Origin of the sequence: Halorubrum sp. CGM4_25_10-8A, assembly GCF_005435025.1 — an archaeon.
Classification (GTDB): Archaea; Halobacteriota; Halobacteria; order Halobacteriales; family Haloferacaceae; genus Halorubrum; species Halorubrum ezzemoulense.
In genome coordinates this window covers 215,418-241,997 of the sequence record NZ_SGTX01000003.1, presented here as the reverse complement: position 1 = coordinate 241,997, position 26,580 = coordinate 215,418, and the positions used below count along the sequence as shown (strand labels likewise).

Here is a 26,580-nt window from a genome sequence, read left to right as displayed (position 1 = left end):
CCTCTGACTGACCACTCGGAGTACCACTCGGTCGGCGCTCGCGACGCCGTCTTCGCTCTCCGCTCTCACCTCTCGGTCCGTCCTTCGGTCTCCGCGCCCCTCGCCGCGGACCGGCGACGTTTTCTCCCGTCCCCCCGCACACCGTCGTATGCCAACCGAGATCCTGCTCACCAACGACGACGGGATCGACGCCGTCGGGCTTCGGGCGCTCGCGGACGCGCTCTTGCGCGACCACGACGTGACGGTCGTCGCGCCCGCGACGAACCAGTCCGGCGTCGGCGGCGCGCGCTCGTGGTGGGACACGACGGTCGACTACACCGAGACGGACCGCGGCTACGCGGTCGAGGGGACTCCCGCGGACTGCGTCGCGGTCGCGGACGTGGCGCTCGGGCTCGACCCCGACGTGGTCGTCTCCGGCTGCAACCACGGCCCGAACATCGGCGCGCACATCCTCGGGCAGTCCGGCACCGTCGGCGCCGCGATGGAGGCCTCGTTCCTCGGCACGCCCGCGATCGCCGTGTCGCTGTACGACCGCGGGAACCTCCCCGTGCCGCCGACGCTCGACAACGGCGACTTCGCGGTCGCCGGCGAGGTCGTCGCCGACCTGATCGACCGCGCCGAACGCGACGCCGGCGACGGCGCCCTCGAACTCCCGTTCGGCGCCGACGTGTTGAACGTCAACGTCCCGGCGGCGGACGACGAGGCCGCGGAGGACCCCACCTACCGGCTGACCGAGCCCGCCCGCGGCTTCGACGTGATCGAGTTCCGCCCGGGCGAGGAGGGACCCGACGACGAGAACGTCCCCGAGGGCTGGGAGTTCGGCGAGCGCCGCGGCGAGATGGGGATGGAACTGCGGGACCGCTTCTGGCGGGAGTTCCTGCGCGGCGACGTGGCGGACGATCCCGGGTCGGACCGCCGCGCGGCCGTGGAGGGCGAAGTGAGCATCTCCCCGCTGTCGAGTTCGCGCGCCGTCGCGGGCGAAAAGGCGGGCGAACTCGTCGAGCCGGTTCGAGGCGCAGAGACGGGAGCCGATTAACGGCGGTCGTCGGTCGGAGTACGACCACTATCGACCACTTCAGCGGCGCAGTCTGCTGATTTAGCGGCGCGGTCTATCGATTCAGCGACGCCGCCGGGGCCGTCGCCCGCTCCCGCTGAACTCCGCGGCGAGCCGACCGAGGTACCACACGACGACCAGCCCGACGAGGAAGCCGCCGCCGAGCGCGGCGAGCAACTGGAGAGGCGACGGGTCCAACTGGAGGGCGAGGAGCGGCGGCGAGGCCGTGACAATCGCGAGCAACGCGATCCTGATCTTCCGGTTCCCCGCGTCCCGTTCGGACTCGGAGATGGGTCCTACCACCGCGATCCCCTCATCTGTGTTCCGACGACTCCCGGCGCGACGCTCATGCGCCCACCACGTCCCCGGCGAACATCAAGGCGACGAACCGAACCCGTTCGTCCGAGTTCGGTGCCGCCGGAGCGACCGCGGAACTATCGTCGCCCCGGACCGTCCGTCGGACGTGCCCACGTCGACGGTCGATCGGTGCGTTCGGTCCCGCACGGGCAAAAAACTCTCGACCGTTCACGCCGTCTCTGGGCTCTCTCCGCCGTGAACGGTCTGGGTCGTTTAAGACCGTTCGGCGGCTCGTGTCGAGTGCCCCTACCCGCCGTTCCGGTGCGACGGGCGCCGCGGCGACGCCGCCCTCGCCCCGCGTCGCCCGCTCCGCTCCGGGACTCGCCCCTTCCCGCCGTTTCGCGGCGTTTTTGACCCGACCCCGACAAGCGAGCGGCATGGACGACGAACTCCGCGAGCGCGTCGCGGCGGCCGGCGAGGCCGCGGCGCTTTTCAACGCGCTCAAACACGGCAGCGACCCGGACGTGGGCGCGATCATGGGGCCGATCATGGGCGAGAACCCCGAGTTCCGCCCGCACGGCGACGAGATCCCGGGCGTCCTCGCGCCGGTCGTCGAGGAGGTCGGCGAGATGGACGAGGCGGCCCGCCGGGAGCGGCTCGGCGAACTCGCCCCCGATAAGCTCGCGGAGCTGGAGGCCGACGACGAGGACGACGACCGCGTCCTCCCCGATCTCCCGAACGCCGAGGACGGCGAGGTCGTGATGCGCGCCGCGCCGAACCCCAACGGCCCGTGGCACGTCGGCCACGCGCGGATGCCTGCCGTCATCGGGACGTACAAGGAGCGCTACGACGGCGAGTTCATCTGCCGGTTCGACGACACCGACCCGGAGACGAAACGCCCCGACTTAGACGCGTACGACGCCATCCTGGACGACATCAAGTACCTCGGCTTCGAGCCCGACCGCGTGCTCTACGCCTCCGACCGGCTGGAGACGTACTACGAGCACGCCCGCGACCTGATCGACGCCGGCGGCGCGTACACCTGCTCGTGCTCCGGCGACGACTTCTCCGAGCTGAAGAACGCGGGCGAGGTGTGCCCGCACCGCGAGAAGGACGCCGAGACGGTCCGCGAGGAGTTCGCGGCCATGGTCGACGGCGAGTACGGCTCGGGAGAGATGGTCCTCCGCGTGAAGACCGACATCGAGCACAAGAACCCCGCGCTGCGCGACTGGGTCGCCTTCCGGATGATCGACACGCCCCACCCGCGCGAGGCGGCCGCCGACTACCGCTGCTGGCCCATGCTCGACTTCCAGTCCGGCGTCGACGACCACCTCACTGGCGTCACCCACATCATCCGCGGCATCGACCTCCAGGACTCCGCGAAGCGCCAGCGGTTCGTCTACGACTACTTCGACTGGGAGTACCCCGAGGTGCTCCACTGGGGCCACGTCCAGGTCGACGAGTACGACGTGACGCTCTCCACCTCGACGATCAAGGGGCTCATCGCGGACGGCGAGCTGACGGGCTGGGACGACCCGCGCGCCCCGACCATTCGGTCGATGCGCCGTCGCGGGCTCCGGGGGCAGGCCTTGGTCGACTCGATGACGGAGCTGGGGATGTCGACCTCCGACGTCGACCTCGCGATGTCGTCCGTCTACGCGCACAACCGCGACCTCGTCGACGACGAGGCGGACCGCTACTTCTTCGTCCGCGACCGCGACGACGCGCCCGCCGTGGCGCTCCCGGTCGTCGACGGCGACGCGCCCGCGCCCGCGGCCGGCCATCCGCCGCTCCACCCCGACCACGAGGACCGCGGCGACCGCGAGGTGCCCGCCGGCCGGGTCCTCGTCGAGTCCCCCGACCTCCCGAGCGAGGGCGAGCGCGTCTGGCTCAAGGGGTACGGCTGCGTCCGGTACGAGGGCGACGAGCTCGCCTTCGTCGACGACGGCATCGAGGTCGTCCGCGAAGGAGACGTGGACGTAGTCCACTGGGCGCCCGCTGAGGAGGGCCTCCACACGCTCCTCCGGACCGTCGACGGCGACGTGCGCGGGATCGCCGAACCCGCGCTCGCCGACGTCGACCCCGACACGGTCGTCCAGTTCGTGCGCGTCGGCTTCGCCCGGATCGACGGGTTCGACCCCGAGGCGACCGACGAGGAGGACGGCCCGAACGGAACCGAGGACCTGCTGGCGTACTACGCGCACCCGTAGGCCGAGGTCGGCGATGTCCGGCCGCCCGGCGGCGCTGCGCTCGGTCGACCGAATCCGTTCGTCGGGGAATTTAAACCCGCGACCGGCGAAGCGAGGGCAACGATGGCCATCGACTCGAACTTCGAAGCGAACCGCGAGCGGGTCGGCGAGGAGGACGGTGTCGCCGTGTGGGGGCCCGTCGAGCCGCCGGAGAAACAGGGGATCCGCGGCACCCACGTCGCGGTCGACTTCGACATCTGTCTCGCGGACGGCGCGTGTCTGGAGGACTGCCCGGTCGACGTGTTCGAGTGGACGGACACACCCGGCCACCCCGAGTCCGAGCGGAAGGCGAACCCAGCGGACGAGGACCAGTGTATCGACTGTATGCTCTGCGTCGACGTCTGTCCGGTCGACGCGATCGATGTCGACCCCGGACGCGAGAACCGATTATAAGTAGTCGTTCTCGTTGTGGTGGCGGTCTCTGTGTGCCGAGTTGTTCTTTTATAAATGGTCAACAGCGGATCGCCGTCGAACCTCTCCAAAGCCCCAGTCGCGAGGCGGATACACGCTCGCTGCGCTCCTCGTCGCTCACTTCGTTCGCTCCTGCGGTGCTTGCGTCGCCTGCGTCCGCCTCGCGACTGCCCCTTTGAGTCCCGCCCCGACCGCACAGCACGGCACCTCACGCCTCCCCAGCCTCGCGGTTCGCGCTCTCCGAGCGCGAACCGTGTCCCTCGCGCGTGCTCCTCACGCCCTACGGGCGTTCGGAGGCACGCGCCACCGCAGACCTGTTAGCAAGCGGCCGTAGCCGATCCGCTCATTCGCCGGTGAACCGCTCCCGTTCCGCGAGCGCGAAGTCGGTCCCGTACCGCTCCACGAGGGGGGTGTAGGCGTCGCCGAGCGCCCGCATACACGCGCTCGTCGAGGCGAAGCCGAGGTCGTCGGCGACTTCCTCCCACGGCCGGCCTTGGAGGACCTTCCGAACGAGCAGGCGCTCCGCCCGGTCGTCGAGGTCGGTCCCCTCGACCAGCGCCGCGAGCGCGAGGTCGCGGAACGCGCCGGGCGCGCTGTCGTACATCCCCGGCCCGACCGACGCCCCGACGACGGAGCGCCACTCGGTCTCGGTGAGATCGACCGGGACGGAGGCGGAACACGCACCCAGCGCGCCGCGGATCACGTCCGGGTCGACGTCGCGGTGCGCGTCGGAGAGCCCGTCGCGCTCGCGGTCCCGGAAGGCGACCGCGTGGCGGGCGAGCAGGTCGCGCCCGGCCGCGGTCTCCGGGCGCAGCATGATCGCGGAGTGCTCCCCCGAGGCGTCGTTGCGGCTCGTCGAGAGGTGGCCGATCCGGTATCCCGCGCGCTTCCAGAAGCGGAGCAGGCGCGGCGTCGCGCCGTAGCCGACCGAGAAGTAGTCGACCGGCTCTCCGTCGTCGTGAGTCGCTTCGCCGTCGCCCGCCACTTCCCCCCCGAACTCTGCGTGGACCTCGTCGAGCAGCCGCGAGCCGAAGCCGGCGTCCCGGAGCGCGTGGTGGGTCGCGATCCGGACCGTTCGCAGGCCGCGCGGGGCGGCGGCGTCCTCGTCGCGGAGTTGGCTCGTGAGCACGTCAGGCACCATGTTGCCGCGGACGCGCTCGCCCTCGTACATCCGCCGCCGCGTCTCGGCGTCGAGGCCGCCCTCCCGCGCGAGGAGCGCGACCGCGACGACCCGGTCGTCCGCGACGAGCGCGCGCGCGACGAGGTTCGGCGCGTCGAGCAGCCGCGCGAGGTCGTTCGGCTCCGTCCGGTAGTGTGCGGTGACGAGCAGCCCGAACGCCTCGCCGAGCAGCGTCTCGTCCGCGCGCAGTTCCTCCGGGTCGAGCGCCCGATACGTCGCGTCGTCGACCGACGCGTCCGCGACCGCGTCGTCGACCGCCGGGCGAGCGTCCAACAGGAGCGCCCGCGACGCCCACGCCTCCACCGGGTCGTTCCGCGCGTACCGGATCGGCTCGTCGAGCCGCACGTCCCGGACCGCGAACCGCGAGCCGACCAGCCGCTCCCGGAACCGGACCGCGAACCCCCGACCCGCTCCCTCGTAGCCGTGGACCGTCGTACAGAACGCAACCGCGGGCGCGTCGAGGAACCCCTCCAAGAGCCGCACCGGGAGCGCTGCCGCCTCGTCGACGATCACGGCGCCCGCCTCGTCGGCGTCCGCCGCGGCCGCCGCGGGCGACATGAACCGGACGCGACCGCCGGCCGGCGTTCGGAGGTCGCGCTCGTCCGCGTCGCCCCCGCGGTCGTTGCGGTCGGCTTCGCCGCACCCTCCGTCTGTCTCGGTCCCGATCAGCTCTCGGGCCCGCGCGAACACCTCGGCGGCGTTCCGGAACGCGGGCGCGGTGACGAGCACGTCGGCGCCGCCGAGCGCGAGCGCGCCGGCCGCCAGCCCGGCCGCGCTCGACTTCCCGCGCCCCCGGTCGGACTCGACCACGACGGCGGCGCCGGGCTCGGCGAGCGCTTCGAACGCCCGCAGCGCCCGCGACTGGTCGGCGGTGCGGCAGGCGTCGTACGCGGCCGCGGGGAACGTCGCGCCCGGCGGCGCGCTCGGAGCGCGACGGGCGCTCGGGCCGTCGCGCTCGGCGGCCTGCTCGCCGGTGAGCCCGTCCCGTTCGAGGGCGTCGCGCTCCGGCCGGTCGCCGAGCGCGACCACCGCAACGCCGGGATGTGTCCGGAGCGTCGACGCGAGGCGCTCGCGGAACCGTCCCGTCACGTCCCCGACGCCGTACGGGGGGACCGCGAGCGAGTCGTCGAAGCGGTCCCGGACCGCCGGCCAGTTGTCGAGCGGAGGCGTCAGCAGGATCAGGAGCCCCCCGCCGTCGACCGCGCCGACCGCGCGGCCGAGCGCGTTGGGGACGAACCGCTCGTGGCAGTCGAGGACGACCGCCTCGCGGGTGCGTCCGAGCAGCTCGTCGGCGCTCCGCGGGCGGTGCTCCTCGAACCGGAACCCCTCCCGGGTCGAGACGAGCGAGACCGCCTCGTCGTCGACGCCGAGGGACACTATCGCGTCGTAGGCGGCGTCGGTTCCCCGGTCGCGGTCGCCCGCCAGCACGAGGACGCGCCGCTCGTTCGTCCGCTCGGCCTCGGCGCGCAGTTCGCGCGCGACTCCCGCGATCATCTCCGCTCGTGGTTGCCGAGGCGCGGTCATGTGTCTTCCCCTCCGCGCGTCGCCGAGGCGAGTTGCTCGTTCACGACGCTCCGGCGACGCCGGCAAAGGCGGGAGGCTTACGGCCGCGCGGCGCGTCGCTCCCGGCATGACCACGGTCACGCTCATCGGGACTCGGCTCGCGGACGTGGGCCGCGAGTTCGTCTACGAAGGGGAATCGGCCGGCTGCGAAGGGTGTCCCTACCGCGGCCAGTGTCTCAACCTCACCGAGGGGAAGCGGTACCGGGTGACAGACATCCGCGAGAACGCCCAGACGCTCGACTGCGCCGTCCACGACGCGGGCGTCCGCGCGGTCGAGGTCGAGCCCGCGTCGGTCCCGGCGAACGTCCCGTCGAAGCGCGCGTACGCCGGGAGCAAGGCGTCGCTCGCCGGTCCCTGCCCGCACACCGAGTGCCCGAGCCACGGCTACTGCGTCCCCGACGGCGCCGACTTCGACGAGGAGCGCGTCATCGATCAGGTGCTCGGCGACCCCCCGCACGAGACGTGCGCGCTCGACCGCGACCTGACGCTCGTGGAGTTCCGCGCGGAGGAGTGAGTCCGGCCGCGGGGCCGCTCGCTTCGCTTACAGCGAGGTGATCGCGTTCAGCGTGATCCGGATCGCGCGCTCGACGTTGTCCTTCGCCTTCTCCGGTAGTTCGTCGTCGGAGTCTGCCCCCTTCTGCGTGCCCGCGACGAGGTTACCGTCCACCGTACAGATGGCGCCCGCCGCGAGCCCCTTGCGTCGCGCGAGCGAGAAGACGGTCGCCGCCTCCATCTCGATCGCGAGCAGGTTCGCGTCGTTCCAGTCCTCGACGTACTCGTCGTCCTCGTTGTAGAACGCGTCGTCCGAGACGATGGGGCCGACGTGGATCTCCTCGTCGTTGTCCTCGGCCGCATCGACCAAGCCGGTGAGTACGTCGTAGTCCGGGACCGCCGGGTAGTTCGCCGACTCGTACCGCTTGCTCGTCCCCTCCTCCTTGGCCGCGCCCGTCGCGACGACCATGTCGCCGACCTCCATCTCCGGCTGGAGCGCGCCGCAGGTGCCACACCGGACGAACGTCTCCACGCCGACCCGCGAGAGCTCCTCCACGGCGATGGCGGCCGACGGGCAGCCGATCCCGGTCGAGCAGATCGTGAGGTCGACCCCGTCGTAGGTCGCGTTGACGACTTTGTACTCGCGGTTCTGCGCGACGACCTCGCTGTCGTCGCACAGGTCGGCGATCCGGTCGACGCGACCCGGATCGCCCGGGATGACCGCGATCTCGTGGACGTCGCCCTCCTCGACCAGCAGGTGCGGCTGTTTCGCCATACGCGCCGCAACAGCGGCCGCGCGCAAAAACGGACCGGTCGGCGGGCGGGGATCACGCCGCAAACACAATTTGATATCGCGCTATGCGATTTACAACAGCGATCGAACGGCCGCGGTCCCCCCAGGCTGGACCGCCGACTCCACCGGATCGGACCGTTTTATCGCCCGAGGCCGCGACGTTCGACTATGACCGACGCTGACGCCTCCGCCGATTTCGGTTCGACGCTCGGTGCGCTCACCGTCGCGTTCCTCCTCGTGACACTCGTCGCCGGGACGCTGCTTGGCTTCAACTGGACGCAGGCGGTGTTGCTCGGCGGGTTCGCTGGCGTCGTGGCGGTCGGGTCGGCGTGGCTGACCGAGCGACAGACGGGCGGATGATCTCCGGTCTCCGCAGTTGTCGTCCGAGTATCGTGACTGAGAGGTCGACGGAGGCTTTTATACCTGCTCGGCGTCGACACCGCACAATGCGATTCAGTCGCGACCGTCGAGGCCAGTCGGTCGTGGTCGGGACGGTGATCCTGTTCGGGTTCCTGATCGTTGCGCTCGGAATCTTCCAGATTCAAGTCGTCCCGACGGAGAACGCGAACGTCGAGTTCGAACACAGCCAGCAGGTCGAGGACGACTTCGGCGACCTCCGCAACGATGTCCTCCGCGCCGGTTCGACGGGCTCGACCGGGTCGACGCAGGTCCGCCTCGGCACGCGGTACCCGGCCCGGACGTTCTTCATCAACCCGCCGCCCGTGTCGGGGTCGCTCGAAACGGAGCCGACGGGGCCGATACGGGTCTTGAACGCGACGGTCGGAGACGGCGCCCACCAGAACGCCCGCGACTTCTGGAACACGAGTCCCTCGTTCGAGACGCGCTCGCTCCGCTACGACGCGGAGTACAACGAGTTCGACGGCGCCCCCGAACTCGTCTACGAGCACTCCGTCGTCGCCGCCGAGTTCGACGACGCGGTCCTGCTCCGGACCGGCCAGACGGTCGTCTCCGAGGAGCGGATCTCGCTGACCGCGCTGAGCGGCTCGGTGTCGGAAACCGGCGTCGTTCCGCGTAGCGTCGACCCGCGCGCCGTCTCCGCGAGCGACACCACGGTTCCGCTCGAACCGAGAGGCGGGCAGATCACCCTCGAACTCCCGACCGCGGTCGGGAACGCCTCCGCCCTCGCGGAGCGCTGGAATGGTGCGCTCCCGGCGGGCGCGACCGCAACGCGGAACGCGACCGGCGAGGCGATCAACGTCACGCTGGCGAACGGTTCGGATCCTTATCGGCTGGCGCTCTCCGAGGTGTCGCTCGACGCGACCGGAAAGACGGAGCCGGCGTACGTCGTGCCGGTCGGCTCCGAGAGCGCCGCGGTCGGAGAGACGGTCACAGTCGAGGTGCGCGACCGGTACAACAACCCGGTGCCCGACGCGACGGTCGCGTTCGACGGCGCGAACCGCACCACCGGCGACGGGGGGCGCGCGTTCTTCGAAGTTAACGAGACCGAGGCCCTCATCGCGACGATCAACGGGACCGGCGGGCCGACCTACGAGCGGGTCACCTTCGACGTGTCAGAGGGCGGCGGCACAGCCGGAAATCAGACGTTCGATGTCAGGTGGATACCATCCTCGCCGGTGAACGCCACTGAGAACACCGATACGGATCTCGAAGTTCAGATATTTGACCGACAGAGCGGGGACCTGATTAACGACGCCACAATAGATTATTCTTTCGCACCGCTACAAAACGGGGGCTCTCCGAGTTTGAACCCACTATCATCTCCAGAACACGACGGCTCTGACACCCTCGTCTTCTCCCCGAACAACGCGGACGTCGGTGATGAATTCCACGTGTACGCAGCAGCGGGTGACGATGTCGATAGACTCCTGGTGCGAGTCATCGAGAGCGGTCAAGGAACGATGGCCGACCGCACGACTGTAACCGGAGAAGACACGGCGGGTGGAAACAACGATGTCACGTTCACCATCGGATCGTCCGGTCCGGACACACAAAGCATCGAAATAACCGACATCACAGTTGAGTCAGTTGAGACCAACACAGGGAATACCGATGTCGATAACGTCGAAGACACCGAAGGTGACACGTTCGTCAATGCTGGAACTGACACCACGTTAGTCAGCGGGCAAATTGATGTCGGCACTACGGCGACGCTGAGCCCTACGCTCCAGATCACGGGCGGAAACAGCGCGGACGTCCGGCTCGGCCAGTTCAGGGACGGTAACCAGAACGCGAACATGAACAAGGCAAACGTCGAACTAACTCTCCAATTTAGTGATGGGAGCAGTAAGACATTCCTGCTGACCCTCTAACCGAACGGCCTCAGCTGACGGGATTATATCGGGCCATCTCTCCATGACCGACGTATTTTATCAAAAGGTAATTCAAGTTCACGAGCGATCAATTGCGACCGCGGTAAAGAACGCGGTATTAAGATCTAACCGAGTAGCTGAGACTATGCGTAAAAACGGCTGATCTTGAAATAAATTGGCTGGGATCAAATCGTTATTTAACAGGAAGTCGACACCAAACTCGGTTCGCGAACACTGACTGAATGGGACTCAGATACCTCTCTCGATCTGAAAAGAATCGATTCCAACAGAACGTCACAGTCTGATACGAGGCACGCCGGAACAGCGATGAACTCTCAGTGGGCTACCAACGGCTAGTTGGGTAGCAGTAAGTCTCAGTTTCTACGCTTATCGCTGTTGATATCTGCGACCGCATAATAAAATACCGCACCGGAAATAGTTGACCTGACTGTTCTCTCTATGCCTCGCCCCGCAACCGCCCGCGCTCAGTCCGAGACGGTCGGAATCATCCTCCTGCTCGCCGTCTTCGTCGTGAGCGCCAGCGCGATCGGGGTTGCCTACGTCGGCGGCGTAGGATCTAACGTCGACGAGGTTGTCGTCTCCGCGGACTTGAGCGCGGACGGGAGCGACCTCCGGGTCGACCACTTGGGAGGCGACGCGCTCCCGAACGACGAGCTGACGGTCGTCGTCAGGACGGACGGCAACGCGACTCGCTACCCGTTCGCGCCCCCGCCGGGCGAGTTCGGTCCGGGCGACCGCCGCACGTTTTCGGACGCGCTCGTCGCGAACGCGTCGAACGAGGTCCGGCTCTACCACGACGGTTCGGGCGGGGAGATCGAGCGGGCGACGCTGACGCCGGCGCCCGAACCGAGCGTCGAGACCGGCGCGATCGAGGGGACCGTCCTCGGCCCCGGCGCGAGGTCGATGCGGGTCGCCTCGGGTGCGTCGCTCGGACTTCGGCAGGTGGCCACTCCCCTCTCGGGCGCGACGGTCGTCGTCGACGGCGCCGGTCGCGTCGCCGAGACCCGGACCGGATCCGGTGGGGGATATCGTATCGACGGGCTCGCACCGGGCGAGTACGACCTCTCAGTGACCGCGCCCGGTTTCCTCGCGGTGACACGGTCCGTCACCGTCGAAGCCAACCGGACGAAGACTGTCAACGTCACGCTCGATCCCATCGAACCCGCCGAGTTCGAGGTCCGGATCGACGATACCGAGGCTCGCGTCGTCGGTACCGAGCCGGTCACCGTGAACGCGACCGTCGAGAACGTCGGCGACGAGGAGGGGACCCAGCGGATCGATTTTTCCGTGGCCGGCGCTGTCGTCGAGTCAGAGCCACTCACGCTCCCCGGCGGCGAGCGGCGAGAGCTCTCCATCACGTGGCGTCCCGACCCGACGGACGTCGGAACGGTCGAACTCGCGGTCGCGAGCGAGAACGACACGGCGACGACGACCGTCGAAGTGCTTGCTCCCGAGAGCGACGGCGTCGCGTACGTCGACCGTGACGGGGACGGGACCGCCGACGAGACGTTCTCTGCGGCGGAGTTGGCGGATCGCGGTGAGTTTGACGGCCACCTCGTCATCTTTGACGACGCAGAGATCCGTGGGGAATTCTCTGCTGAGGCCGACCGCATCACGGTTCGAGATGGGGTCTTGCTGTCGGCGGAGTCGGTCGACCTTGACGCGGACGGGGATGTCTCAATCGCTGGCGCGAGGATAGACGCCTCGTTCACCGGCTGGCTCGGTCTGTCCGGCGGCGACATCGATATCGACTCGGGCGGCCGAATCGCCGCCCGCGGGGCTACGGTCACCACTACGGCGCTCGTGGCTCCCGGCGACGTCGACCTGTCCGCCGCGGACGATATCGACCTCACGAACGGCGTGTTCAGCGCCCAGGCGACCGCGCTCGGATCCGACGGCGCGATCGCGATCGCGTCTGACGGCGGAACCGTCACGACCGACGGCGCGTGGTTCGCTCCCGATCCGACCGTTGAAGCCGGTGACGAGGACTGAGGCCGATCGCCGCGCTCGCATCCCGCTTCCTCGCTAGAGTCTCCGCCTGTGTTCCACAATCAACGTACTTCTCATCGACAAAGCCATATGCCGGCCGCATGAACGTCCGTGTATGACCGCAGTCGGGATCGACGGCATCGAGATCTGGACCGGGAAGCTCAAACTCGACCTGCCGGGCACGTTCGCGCCGGAGAAGGGCGACGACCCCGAGAAGTACACGAAGGGGCTCGGGCTCACCAACTCCTCGTTCCCCGACGTGTACGAGGACATCGTCACGATGGGCGCGAACGCCGCGAAGGGGCTGATGGACCGGAAGGGGCTCGAACCCGAGGACGTCGGCCGGATCGACGTCGCCACCGAGTCGGCGTTCGACCACTCGAAGCCCGTGTCGACGTACATCGCCGGCTGCCTCGAACAGGTGTACGACGGCGACTTCACCCACGCCAACAAGGGCGAGCGCAAGTTCGCCTGCCTCGCCGGAACGCAGGCCATTGACGACGCGTACAACTGGATCCGCGCCGGCCGGAACCGTGACCGCCCCGCGCTCGTCATCACCACGGACACGGCGCTGTACGCTCGCGGTGACCCCGGCGAGGCGACGCAGGGCGCCGGCGCCGTCGCGATGCTGATCGACGAGGACCCCTCGATCGTCGAGCTCTCGACGGACCAGGGGTACGGCTCGAAGGACGAGACTGACTTCCTCAAGCCGAACCAGCAGTTCCCCAGCGTCGACGGGAAGCGGTCGGTCCAGGTGTACCTCTCCCGGATGCGCGAGGCCCTCGAAGACTACGAGTCCGTCACGGACGACATCGAGCTGGAAGACTTCGCGTACGCGCCGTTCCACACGCCGTTCCCCGGCATGGTCCGGAAGGCGGCGCTCCTCGCCTACCGTCACGTCATCCGCGATACAGCACACGAGGACGCGCTCGCCGACGAGATCGGCCGCCAGCCCCGCGAGGGCGAGTACGACGACCGGGAGGCCTACGAGGAGGCGATCCGCGGGTACATGGACGAGCTGAAGACGACTGAGCAGTACCGGACGTGGTACGACACGGCCGTCGAGCCGACGCTCGGGCTCTCGCGCGAGGTCGGCAACTGGTACACGAGCTCGGTCCACATCGCCCGCGTGAGCGCCCTGCGCGACGCCCTGACCCGCGACCGCGAGTTCGTCGGCGACACGCTACTCGTCGCTTCCTACGGCTCGGGCGCGCAGGCCGAGATCCACGCCGAGACGATCCGAGAGGGGTGGCGCGCCGAGATCGAGAGGCTCGACATCGACGACCAGCTCGACGCCCGCTACGACCTGACGTGGGAGGAGTACGAGGACGTCCACGACGTCCACGAGTACGACGCCGACCTCGGGCGCGAGGTCGAGGAGTTCACCCAGCCCGACGGGGAGTTCGTCTTCACCGGCTGGGGGCGGATGAACGAGCGCCAGTACGAGTACGCCGAGTAGCGCCGCGACCGCCGCTGACCGGCACGCTCACCGAACCGTGAGTCATCCGCAGCGGCCCGCAATCCCGTGAAAACGGCTCACACGGGTCGTTCGCGATACGATGCTTTTAAACGACGCTGGCGTGAATCGACACACAATGGTGACCATCTACGACGTGCCGGCCGACGACCTCATCGAGGCCGTCGCCGCCCGCCTCGAGGACCGGATCGAAGAGCCCGACTGGGTCGAGTTCGCCAAAAGCGGCGCAGGCAAGGAGCTCCCGCCGGAGCAGGACGACTTCTGGTACGTCCGATCCGCGAGCCTCCTGCGAAAGGTCGCGCAGAACGAGCCGATCGGCATCGAGCGACTCGCGACCGAGTACGGCTCGAAGAAGCGCGGCTCCAATCGCTACATCGTCCGCCCCGGCGAGCACGAGGGGGGCTCGCGTAAGCTCATCCGTTCGTCGCTCCAGGCGCTCGAAGAGGACGGGCTCGTCACGACCGCCTCCGGCGAGGGTCGCCGCCTCTCCGACGAGGGCGAGGCGTTCCTCTCCGAGGTCGCGACCGAGGTCTTCGAGGACCTCGACCGTCCGGAACTCGAACGCTACGCGTAAACCGATATCTCTGTTTCTGGCCGCTTTACCGCCGTAGCGACTGCTTTCTCGGTCACATCGCACGCGTCTCGCAAGCGGCTGCTTCGTCTCGCGAGTTCGCCCGTTGCGCACGTCGTAAACCAAACACCGCTATACAAAATCTGATATCGGGTAAATCGACACATACGCGTCGGCCTTCTTCTCCTCGGACGCTCTCCTTCGGTCGCTCCCCCGCTACCTTCTTGATCCCGCGTCTCGGAGTGCCGGCGTGAGTCGCGCATGACGGAGTCACGCGTCGGCACGGTCGAACGAATTCACGTCGCCTCTGGGACGGGCGGCGACCCGGAGCCCCGGGAGGCGGTCGAGGCGGTCGCGGACCGCGGGCTCCGCGGCGACCGCTACTTCGACGGCGACGGGATCTACAACGAGCAGTCGGAGTTGGAGCCGAGCGACATCACGCTGATTGAGGCCGAGACGCTTGCGGCCGCGGCCGCCGAACACGGCGTCGACCTAGAGGCGGGCGCGCACCGGCGCAACGTCACGACGCGTGGTGTCGACCTCGGGGAGCTCGTCGGCGAGCGGTTCCGGGTCGGCGAAGCGACCGTCGAGGGGACGGGTCGCTGCGAGCCCTGCGGCTACATGGCCGATCTCGCGGAGGAGTCCGACGCGGTGACCGCGCTCGACGGTCGCGGCGGGCTCGACGCCCGCATCGTGGAGTCGGGAACGGTAGCGGTCGGCGACGAGATCGTCTGGTAGCGACCGACCCCGGGTTATCCGGTGTTTTTCATCCCGGCGGCGATGCCGTTGACGGTGAGCCGCAGGGTGCGCTCCTCCTCGTCGGTGCGGTGGGTGCGTCCGAGCAGGTTCGCCTGGAGGAGGTTCAGGGGGTCGACGTAGGGGTTCCGGCGGTCGAGGCTCTCTTCGAGCCACTCGCGGCGGAGCAGCTGGTCGCGGCCGCTGATCGACAACACTAGCTCGCGGCCGCGCTCGTACTCGTCGACGAGTTCGGGGAAGAAGCGCTCGCGGAGCTCGTCGTCGGCGAGGTCGGCGTACTCGGCGGCGATCTCCGGCTCAGTGCGCGCGAGCGCCAGCGAGGCGTTGTCGAGCGTGGTCCGGAAGAACGGCCACTCGTCGAACATCTCGCGGAGCGTCTCCATCCCCTCCTCCTCGCCGACCTCGTCGAGGTAGGCGTCGATCCCCGAGGCGATCGCGTACCAGCCGGGGAGGATGAGCCGCGTCTGGGTCCACGAGAACACCCACGGGATCGCGCGGAGGTCCTCGACGCTGCGCTCGCCGGAGCGGGAGGCGGGCCGGGAGCCGAGGTTGAGGTCCTCGACGACGCTGATCGGCGTCGCCTGCTCGAAGTAGGAGACGAATCCGTCGCTGTTCAGCAGGTCCCGGTACGTCTCCCGGGCGGCGGGCGCCATGACCTCCATCGCCTCCACCCAGCGGTCCGGCACGTTCTCGACCGGCTCCTCGTTCGCCTCCTTCCGGGCGCGGATCTGGGCGTCCAGCATCTGTTCGAGCTCGCGCTCGGCGATCCGCGGGTTGGCGTACTTCTCGGCGATCGCCTCCCCCTGCTCGGTGAACTTCACCTGTCCGGTGACGGTCTCGTTCGGGAGCGCGGTCAGCGCCTCGTTCATCGGGCCGCCGCCGCGCGAGATGGAGCCGCCGCGGCCGTGGAACAGCCGGAGGGTGACCTCCTCCTCGCGGCAGAACCGGGCGATCCGGCGCTGGTTCTCGTAGAGGTCCCAGTTCGCGGCGAGGAACCCGTTCTCCTTGTTGGAGTCGGAGTAGCCGAGCATGACCTCTTGGACCTCGTCGCGTGCCTTCAGCGCGGCCGCGTACGCCTCGTTCTCGAAGAGGGTACCGAGGATGCGTTCGGCCCCGTTGAGCGCCGATTCGGTCTCGAGCAGCGGGACGACGTCGACCGCGCAGTGGTCGGGTAAGGAGACGACGCCGACCTGGTCGGCCAGGAAGAGCACCTCCAGCACGTGGCTGGGTTCCTCCGTCATCGAGATACAGTAGGTGTCTATCGCCTGCTGGCCGTACTCGTCCTGCCAGCCCGCGAACGACGCGAACCGGCGGAGGACGCGCTCCGTCGTCTCGGAGACGTCGCCGGGTTCGTCGACGTCGACGACCGGGTCCTCTTGGAGGATCGCCTCGGTGAGGAAGTCGACGCGCTCGTCTTCGTCCATCTCGGCGTAGTCGACGCCCTCGGCCGCGACCGCCTCGGCGACGGCCTCGGTGTGGTTCTCGCGGTGGTCGCGCAGGTCGAGCGACGCCAGCGTGAGCCCGAACGTGTCGACCTGCCGGCGGAACGGCTCGACGAACGACTCCAGCACCGACTCCTGTCCGTCCTCGCGGAGCGACTCGGCGATCACGTCGAGGTCGTCGAGGAACGCGTCGCCGTCGGGGTACTCGCCCGGCCGGACGTCGTTGACGCGGTCGAGGCGCTCGCGCATCAGCCGGAGCTTCTGCCGGTACGGCTCGTCGGGGTACCGCTCGCGCGCCTCCTCGACGACGGTCGGGAACCGCTCGGCGTCGGCCGCGAGCGACTCCGCGAGCGCGTCGCCGTCGGCGTACCGGTCGCCGTCCTGGCTCAGCACCGCGGAGAGCCGCTTACAGCGGTCCCGGTACTTCTCGACGGCGACCTCGCGCTGGCGTTCGAGCGTCTCGTCGGTCACCTCGGGGGTGACGAACGGGTTGCCGTCGCGGTCGGAGCCCGCCCACGAGCGGAACTCGAAGAGCTTGGGGCAGTCGACGTCGTCGTACTCCTTCGAGATGGTCTCCTCGAACTCCTCGTAGGCGTCACCGACGACGTCGAACAGCGTGTTCTCGAGGTACCACTGGACGTTGCGCGCCTCGTCTTCCGGCTCGGGGGCCCGCTGGCGGACCTGTCGGGTGCCCCACAGGCTGGTTACCTCGGCGGTGACGTCGCGCCAGACGGCGCGCCGCTCGCGGTCGGTGAGGTTGCGCTCGTCGAGCTCGCCGAGGTGGTTCGCGATCGAGCGGAGCTTGGACTTCACGGTTGACCGCCGGGCCTCCGTGGGGTGAGCGGTGAACGTCGGCTCGATGAGCACGTCGGCGAGCAGCTCCTCCAGTTCGTCTGCGTCGACGCCGGCCTCGGCGAACTCGGCTATCGTCGCGTCGAAGGAGTCGTGGAGGGCGGTCCCGTCGTCGGCGTTCCGGACCGCGCGGACGCGCTCGCGCTCCTCGGCGAGGTTGATGAGCTCGAAGTACGTCGTGAACGCGCGGGCGACGACCTCCTCGCGTGTCGTCGAGAGGTCGGCGACCGCCTCGTGGAGGGCGGCCCGGTCCGCGGCGTCTCCCCGCCGGTAATCGATCGCCGCGTTCCGCAGCGTCTCGACCGTCTCGTACGCGTCCGTCGACGCCTGTGCGGCCAGGACGTCTCCCACCAGCGCCCCGAGTTCTCGAACGTCCGTCCGCACGTCCCGATTATGCAACTTCATACCACAGACAGTTCGGTCGGGATCGGTTAAATCCGTGGGCTAGACGAATGCTTGCCCCGGTTCCGAGTAAATTCGATCACGAACGTTCCTTGCCGACCCCGGCCGGAGGCGATGGCGGCGGCGACTCGTCGGTCCCGGGCGCGGCCCGGTTCCGAAGCGTCGCCGTCGACCCGGAATGGCTCCGATTCTCGCCGCTGTGGAGGGTTCGTCACCCTTTTTACCGATCCAACCTCAGTAGCGAGCATGAGTGCGTCCGATAAGTATCCGTCTGAGTCCGGGCGGCGACGCTTCGTGAAGGGCGTCGTCGGCGGCGCGGCCCTCGCTGGGGTCGGCGCGATGGGGTCGGCGACCGTGAACACCCTGACGACCGCCGGCGGCGTCGGCGGCGGGTCGACGATCGCGAAGACCATCGCGCAGACCGGCGGTCCGGCGCCCCGCGGGCTCCCGCAGATCCCGGTTCAGGTCAACGACGACGGGTACATTGAGGGCATCTGGCCCGAGACGACGACCATCACCCAGGAGGGACAGGAGATCGAGGTCGCACAAGAGGAGCTCGGCGGGACGACCTACTCCGGCGCGTGGTTCCAGTACTGCGGCGTCGAGTCGCAGGAGAACGTCCAGCCGAACTTCGAGTCCGACAACCTGTTCCGCGCCGCGAGCGGCCCGCCGTACGACTGGCAGTCGAACACCTACTCGGGCGGCGACCGGATCCACATCGACGACTTCGACGACTACGAGGAGTGGGGGAACGGGATCGGCAGCGACGGCGTCGGCAAGCCGGCGATGACCACGTGGCGCTCCGAGGACTCCGATACGAACCTCAACGCGATCGTGATCCGCTCGCCGGAGATCGAGGAGGCGGCCCAGAACGACGAGTGGCTCCAGGCCTCGACCGATCAGGGGTTCATGGCGTACCTCAACGTCTGTACCCACTTCTGCTGTATTCCGGGCTACAAGGAGCTAGAGGAGTCGGCCCGCTACGACGCCGCCGACGGCTCGTACTGCGTTTGCCACCAGTCGACGTACGACCCGTTCACCATCGAGGAGGCGCTGTTCATCGCGCGTCCCCGACCCGAAGAGTAATCCCAGCCCGAGGAGTAACCCCGCCCTGTCGCGGCTCCGCCCTCCTCTCCGCTCGTCCCTCGGACGTCTCGTGTAAGTCGTCGCCGCGCTTTTCACCTCGCTCGTCCGAGGGAATGACATGAGCGACGACCCCGCTTCCGACGAGTCCGTCTCCAAGGCCGCCGGCGACGACGACCGATCCGCGGCCGCCGGCGGTGCGGACGCCCCCGCGAGCGACGACTTCGAGGCGGAATTGGCCCGCGCCCGCGACCTGCTCGACGGCGACGACATCGACGCGGTCCACGTCGGCGTCGTCCGCGACGGCGAGGTCGACACCACGTTCGCCCAGCGCACCGACGACGACCCGGAGGGGGCGGGACTCCGCGCGCTCGCGCTGCTCGCCGCACACGTCAGGCTGGTCGCGGGCGAGGCCGGCGTCGAGCCCTCCACCGTCGCCGGCGACGCCGCGACGCTCGCGGGGCAGGTGGAACAAATCCCGACGGACACCGAGCAGATCCCCGATGAGTAGCGGGCCGGCTCGTCGTCGCCGGCTGTCTCCGGCGCCGGTCTACTCGGACCCGCCGGACTCCGCCGAGCGGATCCGACGGAGCTGGTGGGCCACGCCCGCGAGCGCGACGAGCAGGACCGCGAGGTTGAACACCGCGAGCGCCACGGACTGGTAGGCCGGATCGAACCACGTGCGGATCGCGTTGCCGGACTGGCTGTAGAACCCCCAGCCAGCCACGACCGCGAGCAGCGACAGCACTGCCAGCCCGACGCGGTCGAGCAGCCCGCGGAGGTCGTCGGTCGAGAGGCGGCCGAAGCCGCCGGAGCCGGCCGGCTCTGTCCAGTAGTCTGTGTCGGTCTCTTCCGGGTCCGTCCGGTCGGGACCCGTTTCCGTGCGGTCGGTCGCGTCGGTGTCGTCTGTCATTGGCTGTGGTGGGTCGCGGGTGCGGTCGCCGTCGGCAGTCGCGCGGTCGTCGCTCGGGCCGTCACGTGGCGGTTCGTCGGTCGTATCAGCACGCGGCGGTTCGTCAGTCATCGTCGCCTCCGTGCGAGCAGCGCCGTGACGACGAGCGCGACGAGCGCGACGAGCGGGCCGAAACCGGGCGTCGCGTCGCCGCTGGCGCCGCCGTCTCGCGTCGCTCCGTCGTCACCGGCACTGTCGCCGCCGACGCCCCCCTCGCCGCGCTCGAAGTCCTCGACGGTGAACTGTACGTCGCGGACCGTCTCGTTCGCGGAGAGGGTCTCCTGCGGGTTCAGGTTCGCGACGCCCTGCGTCTCGTCGACGAGCACGTCGTCGTCGAACAGCGCGGCGTCGACGTAGTAGTTGTAGCCGTTCGGCACCTCGACGGTCGCCGTCACGGTGTCGGTGCGACCGGGGCGGACGGTGCCGACGGTCTCCGTCGCCTCCCCGGCGATCACGTTCGACTCCGCCTGCCGGAGGTAGAGCCGGAGGTCGACGTCGTCGCTCGGCTCGTCGCCGCGGTTCGTCACGGAAATCGACGCCGACAGCGTCGCCGTCTCGTTGTCGGCCTCGGTGACGCTCACGGCGACCGTCGGCCAGACCGTCCCGTCGGTGAAGCCGACCCTCGTGTCCGCGTAGTCGGGCGTGAGCGCCGCGACGCCGCCGACGCGAGTGGTCTGTTCCTCGCGGCGCTGGCCGTCCGCGAAGACGACCGTCTCGATGCGGTAGCCCCCCTCGCGCTCGACGTCGACCGTGCCGTTGACCGTTTGCTCCCCCTCGAAGTCGACGTCGCCCACGTCGACCGTGGTCTCGTCGACGAGGAGGCCGGACTCGCTGCCGATCGCGCGGTGGCGGACCGTGACGTTCTCGACCGTCGAGCCGCGGTGGCGGAGGTCGGTGCCGAGCCGGAGCTCGGCGGTCTCGCCGCGCACCTCGCCGGGCGCGACGGTCGCGCCGGCGACGTCGATCCGGCCGGGCGGCTCGTTCGTCTCCCGCGGGTCGGTGATCGCGCCGGGGACGGCGACGGCGCCGACCGCGCTCGCGACGAGGAGGGCGGCGGCCGCCGCCAGGAGGGCCGTGCGGGTGTCCATACGCGACCCCTCACGAGCGTCATATAAGTGCTTTGTCCAGTCGGCGTCTGCGCTTGGAACCGAGCTCAGAGGAGGCGATACCGCCCGTTCGACTCGGTGAGTTCGCCGCGGTGCGCGAGGCGGGTCAGGATCTCGCGGGCCGCGTCGGCGGGGACGCCGTCGGCCGCGGCGCGATCCACGACGGCCGCCTCTGTCGGGTCGTCGAGGGCGTCGACCGCGTCCCGGACGACCTCGGTGCGGCTCCGGGAGCCGCCCCCGCCGCCCTCGGCGCGCGAGGCGGCCTCGTCGACGGCGTCGGCGTCGATGCCCGACGACTCGAGGTACTCGCGGTCGCCGATGCCGGCGTCCTCGACGGCGGCCTCGAGGTCGGCGACGTGGTCCACCTCGGCGAACGCCGCGCTGTCGCCGCGCTTCTTGGCGAGCAGCGCGGACCGCGCCTGGCGGGCCGCCGCGCGCTCCTCGGACTCGAAGAAGCGCTTGAGCTTGGCGGTCCGGTGGGTCTTGCCGCACCGCGAGCACTTCGCCGTCTCGCTCGTCTCCGGGTCCGTGACCAGCCACATGTTGGCGCACTCGTTACAGCCGACGACCGCGTACATGCGACGGGGTTCGCCGGCCCCGAAGTTGAACCCTCGGCTCCGAGACGCGGCCGGGCCCTCGACAACCCAACACGATGCCGTGGCGCGTGCCTCCGAGTGGCCGCCTCCGGCGGCCGCGAGGAGCACGCGCGAGGGAGTCGCGAGCGAAGCGAGCGACGAGGCTGGGGAGGCGTGAGGCGCGGTGCGGGGCGGGACTCGAAGGGGCAGTCGCGAGGACGACGCAGGCGACGTAAGCACCGCAGCGAGTGAACGAAGCGAACGAGCGAGGAGCGCAACGAGCGTGCGTCGTCCTCGCGACTGGGGCTTCGGCGGTGTTCGCCGTCGATCCGCCACCAGTCATTTATAAACAAGCGACTGTGGCTTCGGCGGTGTTCGCCGTCGATCCGCTATCAGCCAGTTATAACTGAACGGATACGGCGGCTATCCACCGATCGGCGACCTCGATTTATCACCTAACGACTCGGCACTGACCAGCAACGACTACGGACTCCGCTTATCAGTCTGATTCGATCTCGTTCGCGGCCGCGAGCACCTCGTCGTGGAGTGCGCCGTTCGAGGCGACCAGCCCGGTCGAGTCGTGCCGCCAGCGGTTCCCGTCCAAGTCCGTCACGCGCCCGCCGGCCTGTCGGATCGCGAAGACGCCCGCCACCGTGTCCCACGGGTTCGCCGCGACGTTCGTGATCGTCCCCTCCAGCCCGCCGGCGGCGACGGTGGGCAGGACCACCTGCGCCGCGCCGAGCCGGCGCATATCGCCGAAGCGGGTGACAATCGCCTCGCAGGCGCGGGCGTACTCGTCGCGGGCGTCGTATTCCCACCAGATCGTCGGGTCGACGGTCGCGTGCCGGGTCTCGGTCACGCCGCTCACCGCGATCGGTTCGCCGTTGCGGTACGCGCCCTCGGCGTCGGCGATGTAGGTGTCGCCGAGCGCGGGCGCGACGATCGCCGCCGCCACCGGCTCGCCGTCGACGACGGCGGCGACCGCGGTGGCCCACACGCGGATGTCGCGGACGTAGTTGTGGGTTCCGTCGATGGGGTCGATCACCCACGCGGGGCCCGACTCGGGGACCGTCTTGCGCTCGTCCTCTTCCTCGCCGACGACCGCGTCGTCGGGGTACGACTCGCGGATCGACTCGATGACGGCGCGCTGGGCGGCGCGGTCCGCCTCGGTCACCACGTCGTCCTCGCCTTTCGTCTCCACCGCGATGTCGCTCCGGAAGCCCTCGTTCGCCACCGCGGCGCCCGCCTCCGCGGCACGCTTCGCGACCGCGGCGCGTTCGTCGACGTCGCCCGCGCGGGCCGCGGGAGCGGGGACTTCCTCGCGCCCGCCCGAATCGGCGCCGCGCTCGTCTGCGTCGGTCATGCGCCCAGTCGACGCCGCCGCGGAGTATAAACGTCGGTTCGACGCGGGGCGCGAGTCGAAATTAACTCAGTTCCGAATCCGAGTACATTTAAGTAGGTCGGAGTCGGACAATTGGATATGAAACCCGAGGAAGCGGTCCGTCAGCTCGAGTACACCATCGACGCCTCGCTCGACGAGATCGGTCAGCGCGCCGCCGCCGGCTACCGGCCCACCTTCGAGCGCGTCGCCGAGCGCGCCGACGGGGCCGCGGTGTACGACCTCGCGGGCGAACTCTCTGAAGAGGTCGTCGACGGCTCTTGCCCCTCCCCGGCGGAGGCGAACGCGGCCGCCGAGCGCGTCCTCGACGACTGGGCGTACACCGACGGCGGGGAGTAGGAACGTTAGCCTCGCGGTCCGGCTCTTCTCTCGCGTCTCTTGTCTCGACCGCTACCCACGGCGATCACCGCGGCGCGCGCCGAACTAGGAATAGCGTCGCGAGGACGATCCCGACGAGCGCCGCGAGCCCCGCGAGGTCGCTGAGATCGAACTCGGACAGCTCTGGATTCGACCCGCCGCCGTCGTCCGCCGATCCCGGCGCTCCATCGTCGCCGTTCCCTACTCTGTCTCCGGCGTCAAACTCGGTTCCGTCGTCGCCCGAGCCCTCCGCTTGATCCGTCACCGTGACGGATCCGAGGATCGGACCGTCCCCGGTCGCTCTCGTCTTGACCGCCTCGCCCGCGAGAACGAGGTCGTACTCCCCCGGCTCACTGAACCGAACCGTCACCGACTCGGTCGCCGTCGCGCCCGGGCCGATATCGACCGCGACCGCTTCGTCGCTCGCGACCGCCTCGGCGTCGGCAGTCTCGACCCGGATCGTCTCGTCCCTTGCGGGGGCCGGCCCGCGGTTCTCGATGTCGACCGCGACCGTCAGGGGCTCGCCAGGCGCGACCTCCTCGTCGGAGAGGTTCGTCTCGGTCGGGGCCAGCGCCGGGCGCTCGGCCGCGACCGCGAACGCGGAGAACTCCTCGGTGGCGGCCCGCAGCCTGACCGTCTCGCTCCCCTCGTCGACGACGCGCATCTCGGCGCGCTCCCAGCCCGTCTCGGTCTCGCGGTAGGCGGCGACCCGCTCGGGGGCGACCCCGGCCGCGGCGAGCCGGTCGCGGTCCACGACGATCTCGGCGGTCGCCTCCGCGACCGGCTGGCCGGGCTCCGCGAACTCGACCGCGTAGTACCCGAGGGGGTCGACGCCAGGCGGTGGCGGCGGCGCCTCCGCAGGCCGGTCGCTCAGTCCCCGCACCGCGAACTCGACGTCGCCGGGCGACTCCCGGACGAACGTCAGCCGGTCGAGCCGGATCGCGGGGTCGCCGACGCGGAGCCCCCGCAGGTCGACCGCGGTCTCGTCCCCGCCGACGACCGACCGGAGCGTCACCTCTCGGACGCTCGGGGACGCGCGAGCGACCGAGACGATCGGGTCGGTGGTGAGGCTCGGGTCGTCGCCTTCGTCGCCGTCGTCGCTCGAGTCCTCCCCGCCGGACGGTTCCTCCGGCTCCGCGACTCTGGCGTGGACCGCAATCTCGTCGATGAGTCGGTCGCCCGGCGCGATCTCGGCGATACGGGTGTCGATTTCGACGCCCACCGGCACCGCGTCGTTCTCGGGCGTGAGCCGCGCGGCCCGCTCGGGGCTCTCGACCGACTCGCCGTCGACGACGAAGGTGACGCCCGTGCCCTCGTGTTCGATCCACGCCTCGGCGGTCGCGTTCCCGTCGTAGGTGATATAGAAGAGGCCGTCTTGGATGGCGACAGCGTCGACGTTGATGCCCTCGTGTTCGATCCGGGGGTTGTCCTCGGTGATGTCGATCGCCAGTTCGCCGTTCTCGTCGAGGTAGGCGTAGGGGTTGTCGCCGGGCTGGAGGGCGACGTCGTCGGTGATGGGGTCGGTGGGCTGGTCGACAAATGCGGCTCCTGTGGAGAGAATTAGGGCGATCGCTGTAATCCCGGCGAGCGTCACTAGCGTCGTCGCCGAACCCCGAGTCGTCATCACAGAGAGATAGAGGGATTATAGACACCAAAGTAATCTGTCCTCGATAGCGTATTGAGGATCGATTGTTCTCAAATAAGACACTAAGCTCCTGTTGAAATTTTCAACAGTGATAATTCTTGCCTCGGTGTTGTCAATACAGCATATGCGATGATTACTTGTCGTGTGGTGGCACGCCTTCAAGCGCCCAGTAGGGTTTGAGGAGTCCGCGAGAGACGCGACGACCGAAAGTGAGCCGCGACGCGTGGGGGCTTTGCGCCGCGGGATGGGATTCAAAATGGATGTTGATATCGGCTACTTGAGGCGAGTAATGCCTTACTGTCACGAGGAGCACACAGGCGACAGAAAGGTCGCAGGAAGCGAGCAACGCGAGTGACTGAGGGGACCAAAGCGAGCGTGTACGCTCCTCGCGACGGAGTATTAGAATCCTCAGCGACTAACCTCTGTGTCGTAGTACCGAGCGGCTGGGCTCTGGTTTCTGTCCTGAGCCTGCGGCGGTATTAACATAAGGTCGCAGAATGAGGCGGTAAAAAGATCAAGTGGTTCATGCGCTCGTTCGACCGCATCAAGAAGGGAGATTGATTGTACCGGTTTAGATTTTCTGGAGCGAGAAGCGACGCCCGAGCCGGTGATGAGGCTCGGTATCCAGCTCCATGTGGTTGGACTACCACTTCGGCATACCGTTTCCGTTTACGGCGCTAGACTGGAGATGTTTGTCTGTGCCTCAAGCGTCGTCGCATCCTGCTCACTGTACGCTTCGACAGCCAAGAACTGGCCAGAGAAAAGTTCATTTTCCTTCTCTGGACCGCTGAGTTCATACAATTCGCTGTTCACAATAACGCGTGCAATGACTTCGATGCTTTCACCAGCCCCAAGCAGGAGATGGCCCGTCTTGCTATCATCGCCGAGTGTGTTATAATTGCCTGCGTAGCTCGGGATCTTTGTCCGTGCTGAAACGTTACCTGACGGATCATTGAAATTACCGCTGTTGAAATTCGGTGCAGTGTCTCGATCGATGAGCGCCACACTGCCTCCCGAACTGTTTGGATCAATAAAATCGGAAGTAGCTGCAATGAACTGTACGTCAACTCCTGCAGGAACATCAACTTCTCGGTTGCCGCTTTGGCCCGTAAACGCGTCGTTAGTAGCAGGACTGGTGTATTCCGGGTTCCGGAGTGGGTTGGCGACCTCAACGTAGAGGTCATTGGTCGTCTGATTCTTTAGCGTGTACGCCGGGCGGGCTGACGTAACTCCGTCAGTGTTGACGCCTTTACCCCCGTTGTGGTCGCTAGCGAAATCAAGTCTGACTTGACCGTTGGTATTGACCGTGTCGACGAACTCGGAATCCGTGTTCGGAATAATACCGAGGTACGCTGCTCCGTCTCCTGCGACATCGACTGCCATCCCCCGTTCGGTACGGACGGTATCCAGCGCACCAGTCCCCGTTGCAGCTGCCCCGCCGGCAGCGAGCGATCCCATACCGATCAGGAATTTGCGTCGTTCCATGTCGTATCTCACCTGTGTTCGCGCACCCCCGCAACCCGGTCGTCCGGGCCGGGAGCGCTCGGATAATCCATACGGGGCATGGTACTTCGTTATGAAATTCTCGACACGATCACGCACCGGGCTCGATAACGCGACGTG

The 26,580-nt window shown here is 68.6% G+C and carries 23 protein-coding genes and 1 pseudogene; 14 read left to right on the top strand and 10 right to left on the bottom strand.

Annotation, left to right across the window (positions count from 1 at the left end):
• Nucleotides 1–148: 148 nt before the first annotated feature.
• A complete protein-coding gene (gene surE / locus EXE52_RS05360; protein ID WP_089308339.1) occupies nt 149–1,036 on the top strand; it encodes a 5'/3'-nucleotidase SurE in 888 nt (295 codons plus the stop codon).
• A gap of 81 nt (nt 1,037–1,117) precedes the next feature.
• Here the strand turns inward: surE and EXE52_RS05355 are convergent, their stop codons facing one another.
• Nucleotides 1,118–1,357, bottom strand: a complete 240-nt coding sequence (locus EXE52_RS05355) for a hypothetical protein (protein ID WP_080508553.1) — start codon at nt 1,355–1,357, stop codon at nt 1,118–1,120.
• Nucleotides 1,358–1,788: 431 nt separating this feature from the next.
• Here EXE52_RS05355 and EXE52_RS05350 point away from each other — a divergent pair, with 431 nt between their 5' ends.
• A complete protein-coding gene (locus tag EXE52_RS05350) occupies nt 1,789–3,561 on the top strand; it encodes a glutamate--tRNA ligase (RefSeq protein ID WP_089308338.1) in 1,773 nt (590 codons plus the stop codon).
• Nucleotides 3,562–3,663: 102 nt separating this feature from the next.
• Nucleotides 3,664–3,993: a ferredoxin family protein gene (locus tag EXE52_RS05345; RefSeq protein ID WP_086216421.1), complete on the top strand. Its 330-nt coding sequence runs from the start codon at nt 3,664–3,666 to the stop codon at nt 3,991–3,993.
• 361 nt (nt 3,994–4,354) lie between these two features.
• Here the strand turns inward: EXE52_RS05345 and tmcA are convergent, their stop codons facing one another.
• Nucleotides 4,355–6,685 (bottom strand): tRNA(Met) cytidine acetyltransferase TmcA, encoded by a 2,331-nt coding sequence (gene tmcA / locus EXE52_RS05340; protein WP_089308337.1) that lies wholly within the window; start codon nt 6,683–6,685, stop codon nt 4,355–4,357.
• 136 nt (nt 6,686–6,821) lie between these two features.
• Between tmcA and EXE52_RS05335 the strand changes: the two genes are divergently transcribed.
• Entirely contained in the window at nt 6,822–7,268 is a 447-nt protein-coding gene (locus EXE52_RS05335; RefSeq protein ID WP_049930303.1) for a UPF0179 family protein, read from the top strand.
• A gap of 27 nt (nt 7,269–7,295) precedes the next feature.
• Here EXE52_RS05335 and EXE52_RS05330 read toward each other — a convergent pair whose 3' ends face one another.
• The gene (locus EXE52_RS05330; RefSeq protein WP_049930305.1) at nt 7,296–8,021 is read right to left on the bottom strand and encodes a nucleoside phosphorylase; all 726 of its coding nucleotides are present in this window, start codon (nt 8,019–8,021) and stop codon (nt 7,296–7,298) included.
• A gap of 186 nt (nt 8,022–8,207) precedes the next feature.
• Between EXE52_RS05330 and EXE52_RS05325 the strand changes: the two genes are divergently transcribed.
• The 6 genes from EXE52_RS05325 to EXE52_RS05300 all read left to right on the top strand — a co-directional run bounded on the left by EXE52_RS05325 (nt 8,208) and on the right by EXE52_RS05300 (nt 15,126).
• A complete protein-coding gene (locus tag EXE52_RS05325; protein WP_089308336.1) occupies nt 8,208–8,399 on the top strand; it encodes a hypothetical protein in 192 nt (63 codons plus the stop codon).
• 86 nt (nt 8,400–8,485) lie between these two features.
• Nucleotides 8,486–10,330, top strand: a complete 1,845-nt coding sequence (locus tag EXE52_RS05320; RefSeq protein ID WP_089308335.1) for a hypothetical protein — start codon at nt 8,486–8,488, stop codon at nt 10,328–10,330.
• A gap of 459 nt (nt 10,331–10,789) precedes the next feature.
• Entirely contained in the window at nt 10,790–12,343 is a 1,554-nt protein-coding gene (locus EXE52_RS05315) for a carboxypeptidase regulatory-like domain-containing protein (protein WP_089308334.1), read from the top strand.
• A 112-nt stretch (nt 12,344–12,455) separates the two neighbouring features.
• Nucleotides 12,456–13,799: a hydroxymethylglutaryl-CoA synthase gene (gene hmgB / locus EXE52_RS05310; protein ID WP_089308333.1), complete on the top strand. Its 1,344-nt coding sequence runs from the start codon at nt 12,456–12,458 to the stop codon at nt 13,797–13,799.
• Nucleotides 13,800–13,935: 136 nt separating this feature from the next.
• The gene (locus EXE52_RS05305; protein ID WP_049930313.1) at nt 13,936–14,391 is read left to right on the top strand and encodes a 30S ribosomal protein S19e; all 456 of its coding nucleotides are present in this window, start codon (nt 13,936–13,938) and stop codon (nt 14,389–14,391) included.
• Between the two features lie 258 nt (nt 14,392–14,649).
• Nucleotides 14,650–15,126, top strand: a complete 477-nt coding sequence (locus tag EXE52_RS05300; protein ID WP_049930314.1) for an MOSC domain-containing protein — start codon at nt 14,650–14,652, stop codon at nt 15,124–15,126.
• Nucleotides 15,127–15,140: 14 nt separating this feature from the next.
• Here EXE52_RS05300 and ppc read toward each other — a convergent pair whose 3' ends face one another.
• A complete protein-coding gene (gene ppc, locus EXE52_RS05295; protein WP_089308332.1) occupies nt 15,141–17,843 on the bottom strand; it encodes a phosphoenolpyruvate carboxylase in 2,703 nt (900 codons plus the stop codon).
• A 243-nt stretch (nt 17,844–18,086) separates the two neighbouring features.
• Here ppc and EXE52_RS05290 point away from each other — a divergent pair, with 243 nt between their 5' ends.
• Together EXE52_RS05290 and EXE52_RS05285 are read left to right on the top strand one after the other, a co-directional pair.
• On the top strand, nt 18,087–18,926 hold the full coding sequence (locus EXE52_RS05290) for a cytochrome B (RefSeq protein WP_089308331.1): 840 nt from the start codon (nt 18,087–18,089) through the stop codon (nt 18,924–18,926).
• Nucleotides 18,927–19,044: 118 nt separating this feature from the next.
• Nucleotides 19,045–19,434, top strand: coding sequence for a hypothetical protein (locus EXE52_RS05285; RefSeq protein ID WP_049930320.1), 390 nt, complete (start codon nt 19,045–19,047; stop codon nt 19,432–19,434).
• Between the two features lie 39 nt (nt 19,435–19,473).
• Here the strand turns inward: EXE52_RS05285 and EXE52_RS05280 are convergent, their stop codons facing one another.
• The 4 genes from EXE52_RS05280 to EXE52_RS05265 form a co-directional block, all read right to left on the bottom strand.
• A complete protein-coding gene (locus EXE52_RS05280) occupies nt 19,474–19,947 on the bottom strand; it encodes a hypothetical protein (RefSeq protein ID WP_089308330.1) in 474 nt (157 codons plus the stop codon).
• On the bottom strand, nt 19,944–20,963 hold the full coding sequence (locus EXE52_RS05275) for a PGF-CTERM sorting domain-containing protein (protein WP_086220236.1): 1,020 nt from the start codon (nt 20,961–20,963) through the stop codon (nt 19,944–19,946). The genes EXE52_RS05280 and EXE52_RS05275 overlap by 4 nt, the downstream gene beginning before the upstream one ends.
• A gap of 65 nt (nt 20,964–21,028) precedes the next feature.
• A complete protein-coding gene (locus EXE52_RS05270; RefSeq protein WP_049930326.1) occupies nt 21,029–21,559 on the bottom strand; it encodes a DUF5817 domain-containing protein in 531 nt (176 codons plus the stop codon).
• A 496-nt stretch (nt 21,560–22,055) separates the two neighbouring features.
• A complete protein-coding gene (locus EXE52_RS05265; RefSeq protein ID WP_089308329.1) occupies nt 22,056–22,919 on the bottom strand; it encodes an inositol monophosphatase in 864 nt (287 codons plus the stop codon).
• Between the two features lie 117 nt (nt 22,920–23,036).
• On the opposite strand from EXE52_RS05265, the gene EXE52_RS05260 reads away from it, so the two are divergent.
• Nucleotides 23,037–23,294, top strand: a complete 258-nt coding sequence (locus EXE52_RS05260) for a hypothetical protein (protein WP_049930330.1) — start codon at nt 23,037–23,039, stop codon at nt 23,292–23,294.
• A gap of 64 nt (nt 23,295–23,358) precedes the next feature.
• On the opposite strand, the gene EXE52_RS05255 is transcribed toward EXE52_RS05260, so the two are convergent.
• Nucleotides 23,359–24,936, bottom strand: coding sequence for a DUF1102 domain-containing protein (locus EXE52_RS05255; protein WP_089308328.1), 1,578 nt, complete (start codon nt 24,934–24,936; stop codon nt 23,359–23,361).
• A gap of 546 nt (nt 24,937–25,482) precedes the next feature.
• Here EXE52_RS05255 and EXE52_RS19125 point away from each other — a divergent pair.
• A pseudogene (locus tag EXE52_RS19125) lies at nt 25,483–25,627 on the top strand (IS6 family transposase); the annotation flags it as partial.
• Here the strand turns inward: EXE52_RS19125 and EXE52_RS05250 are convergent.
• Nucleotides 25,627–26,442: a hypothetical protein gene (locus EXE52_RS05250; protein ID WP_137703501.1), complete on the bottom strand. Its 816-nt coding sequence runs from the start codon at nt 26,440–26,442 to the stop codon at nt 25,627–25,629. The pseudogene EXE52_RS19125 and the gene EXE52_RS05250 sit on opposite strands and share 1 nt — an antisense overlap.
• Between the last annotated feature and the right edge of the window lie 138 nt (nt 26,443–26,580).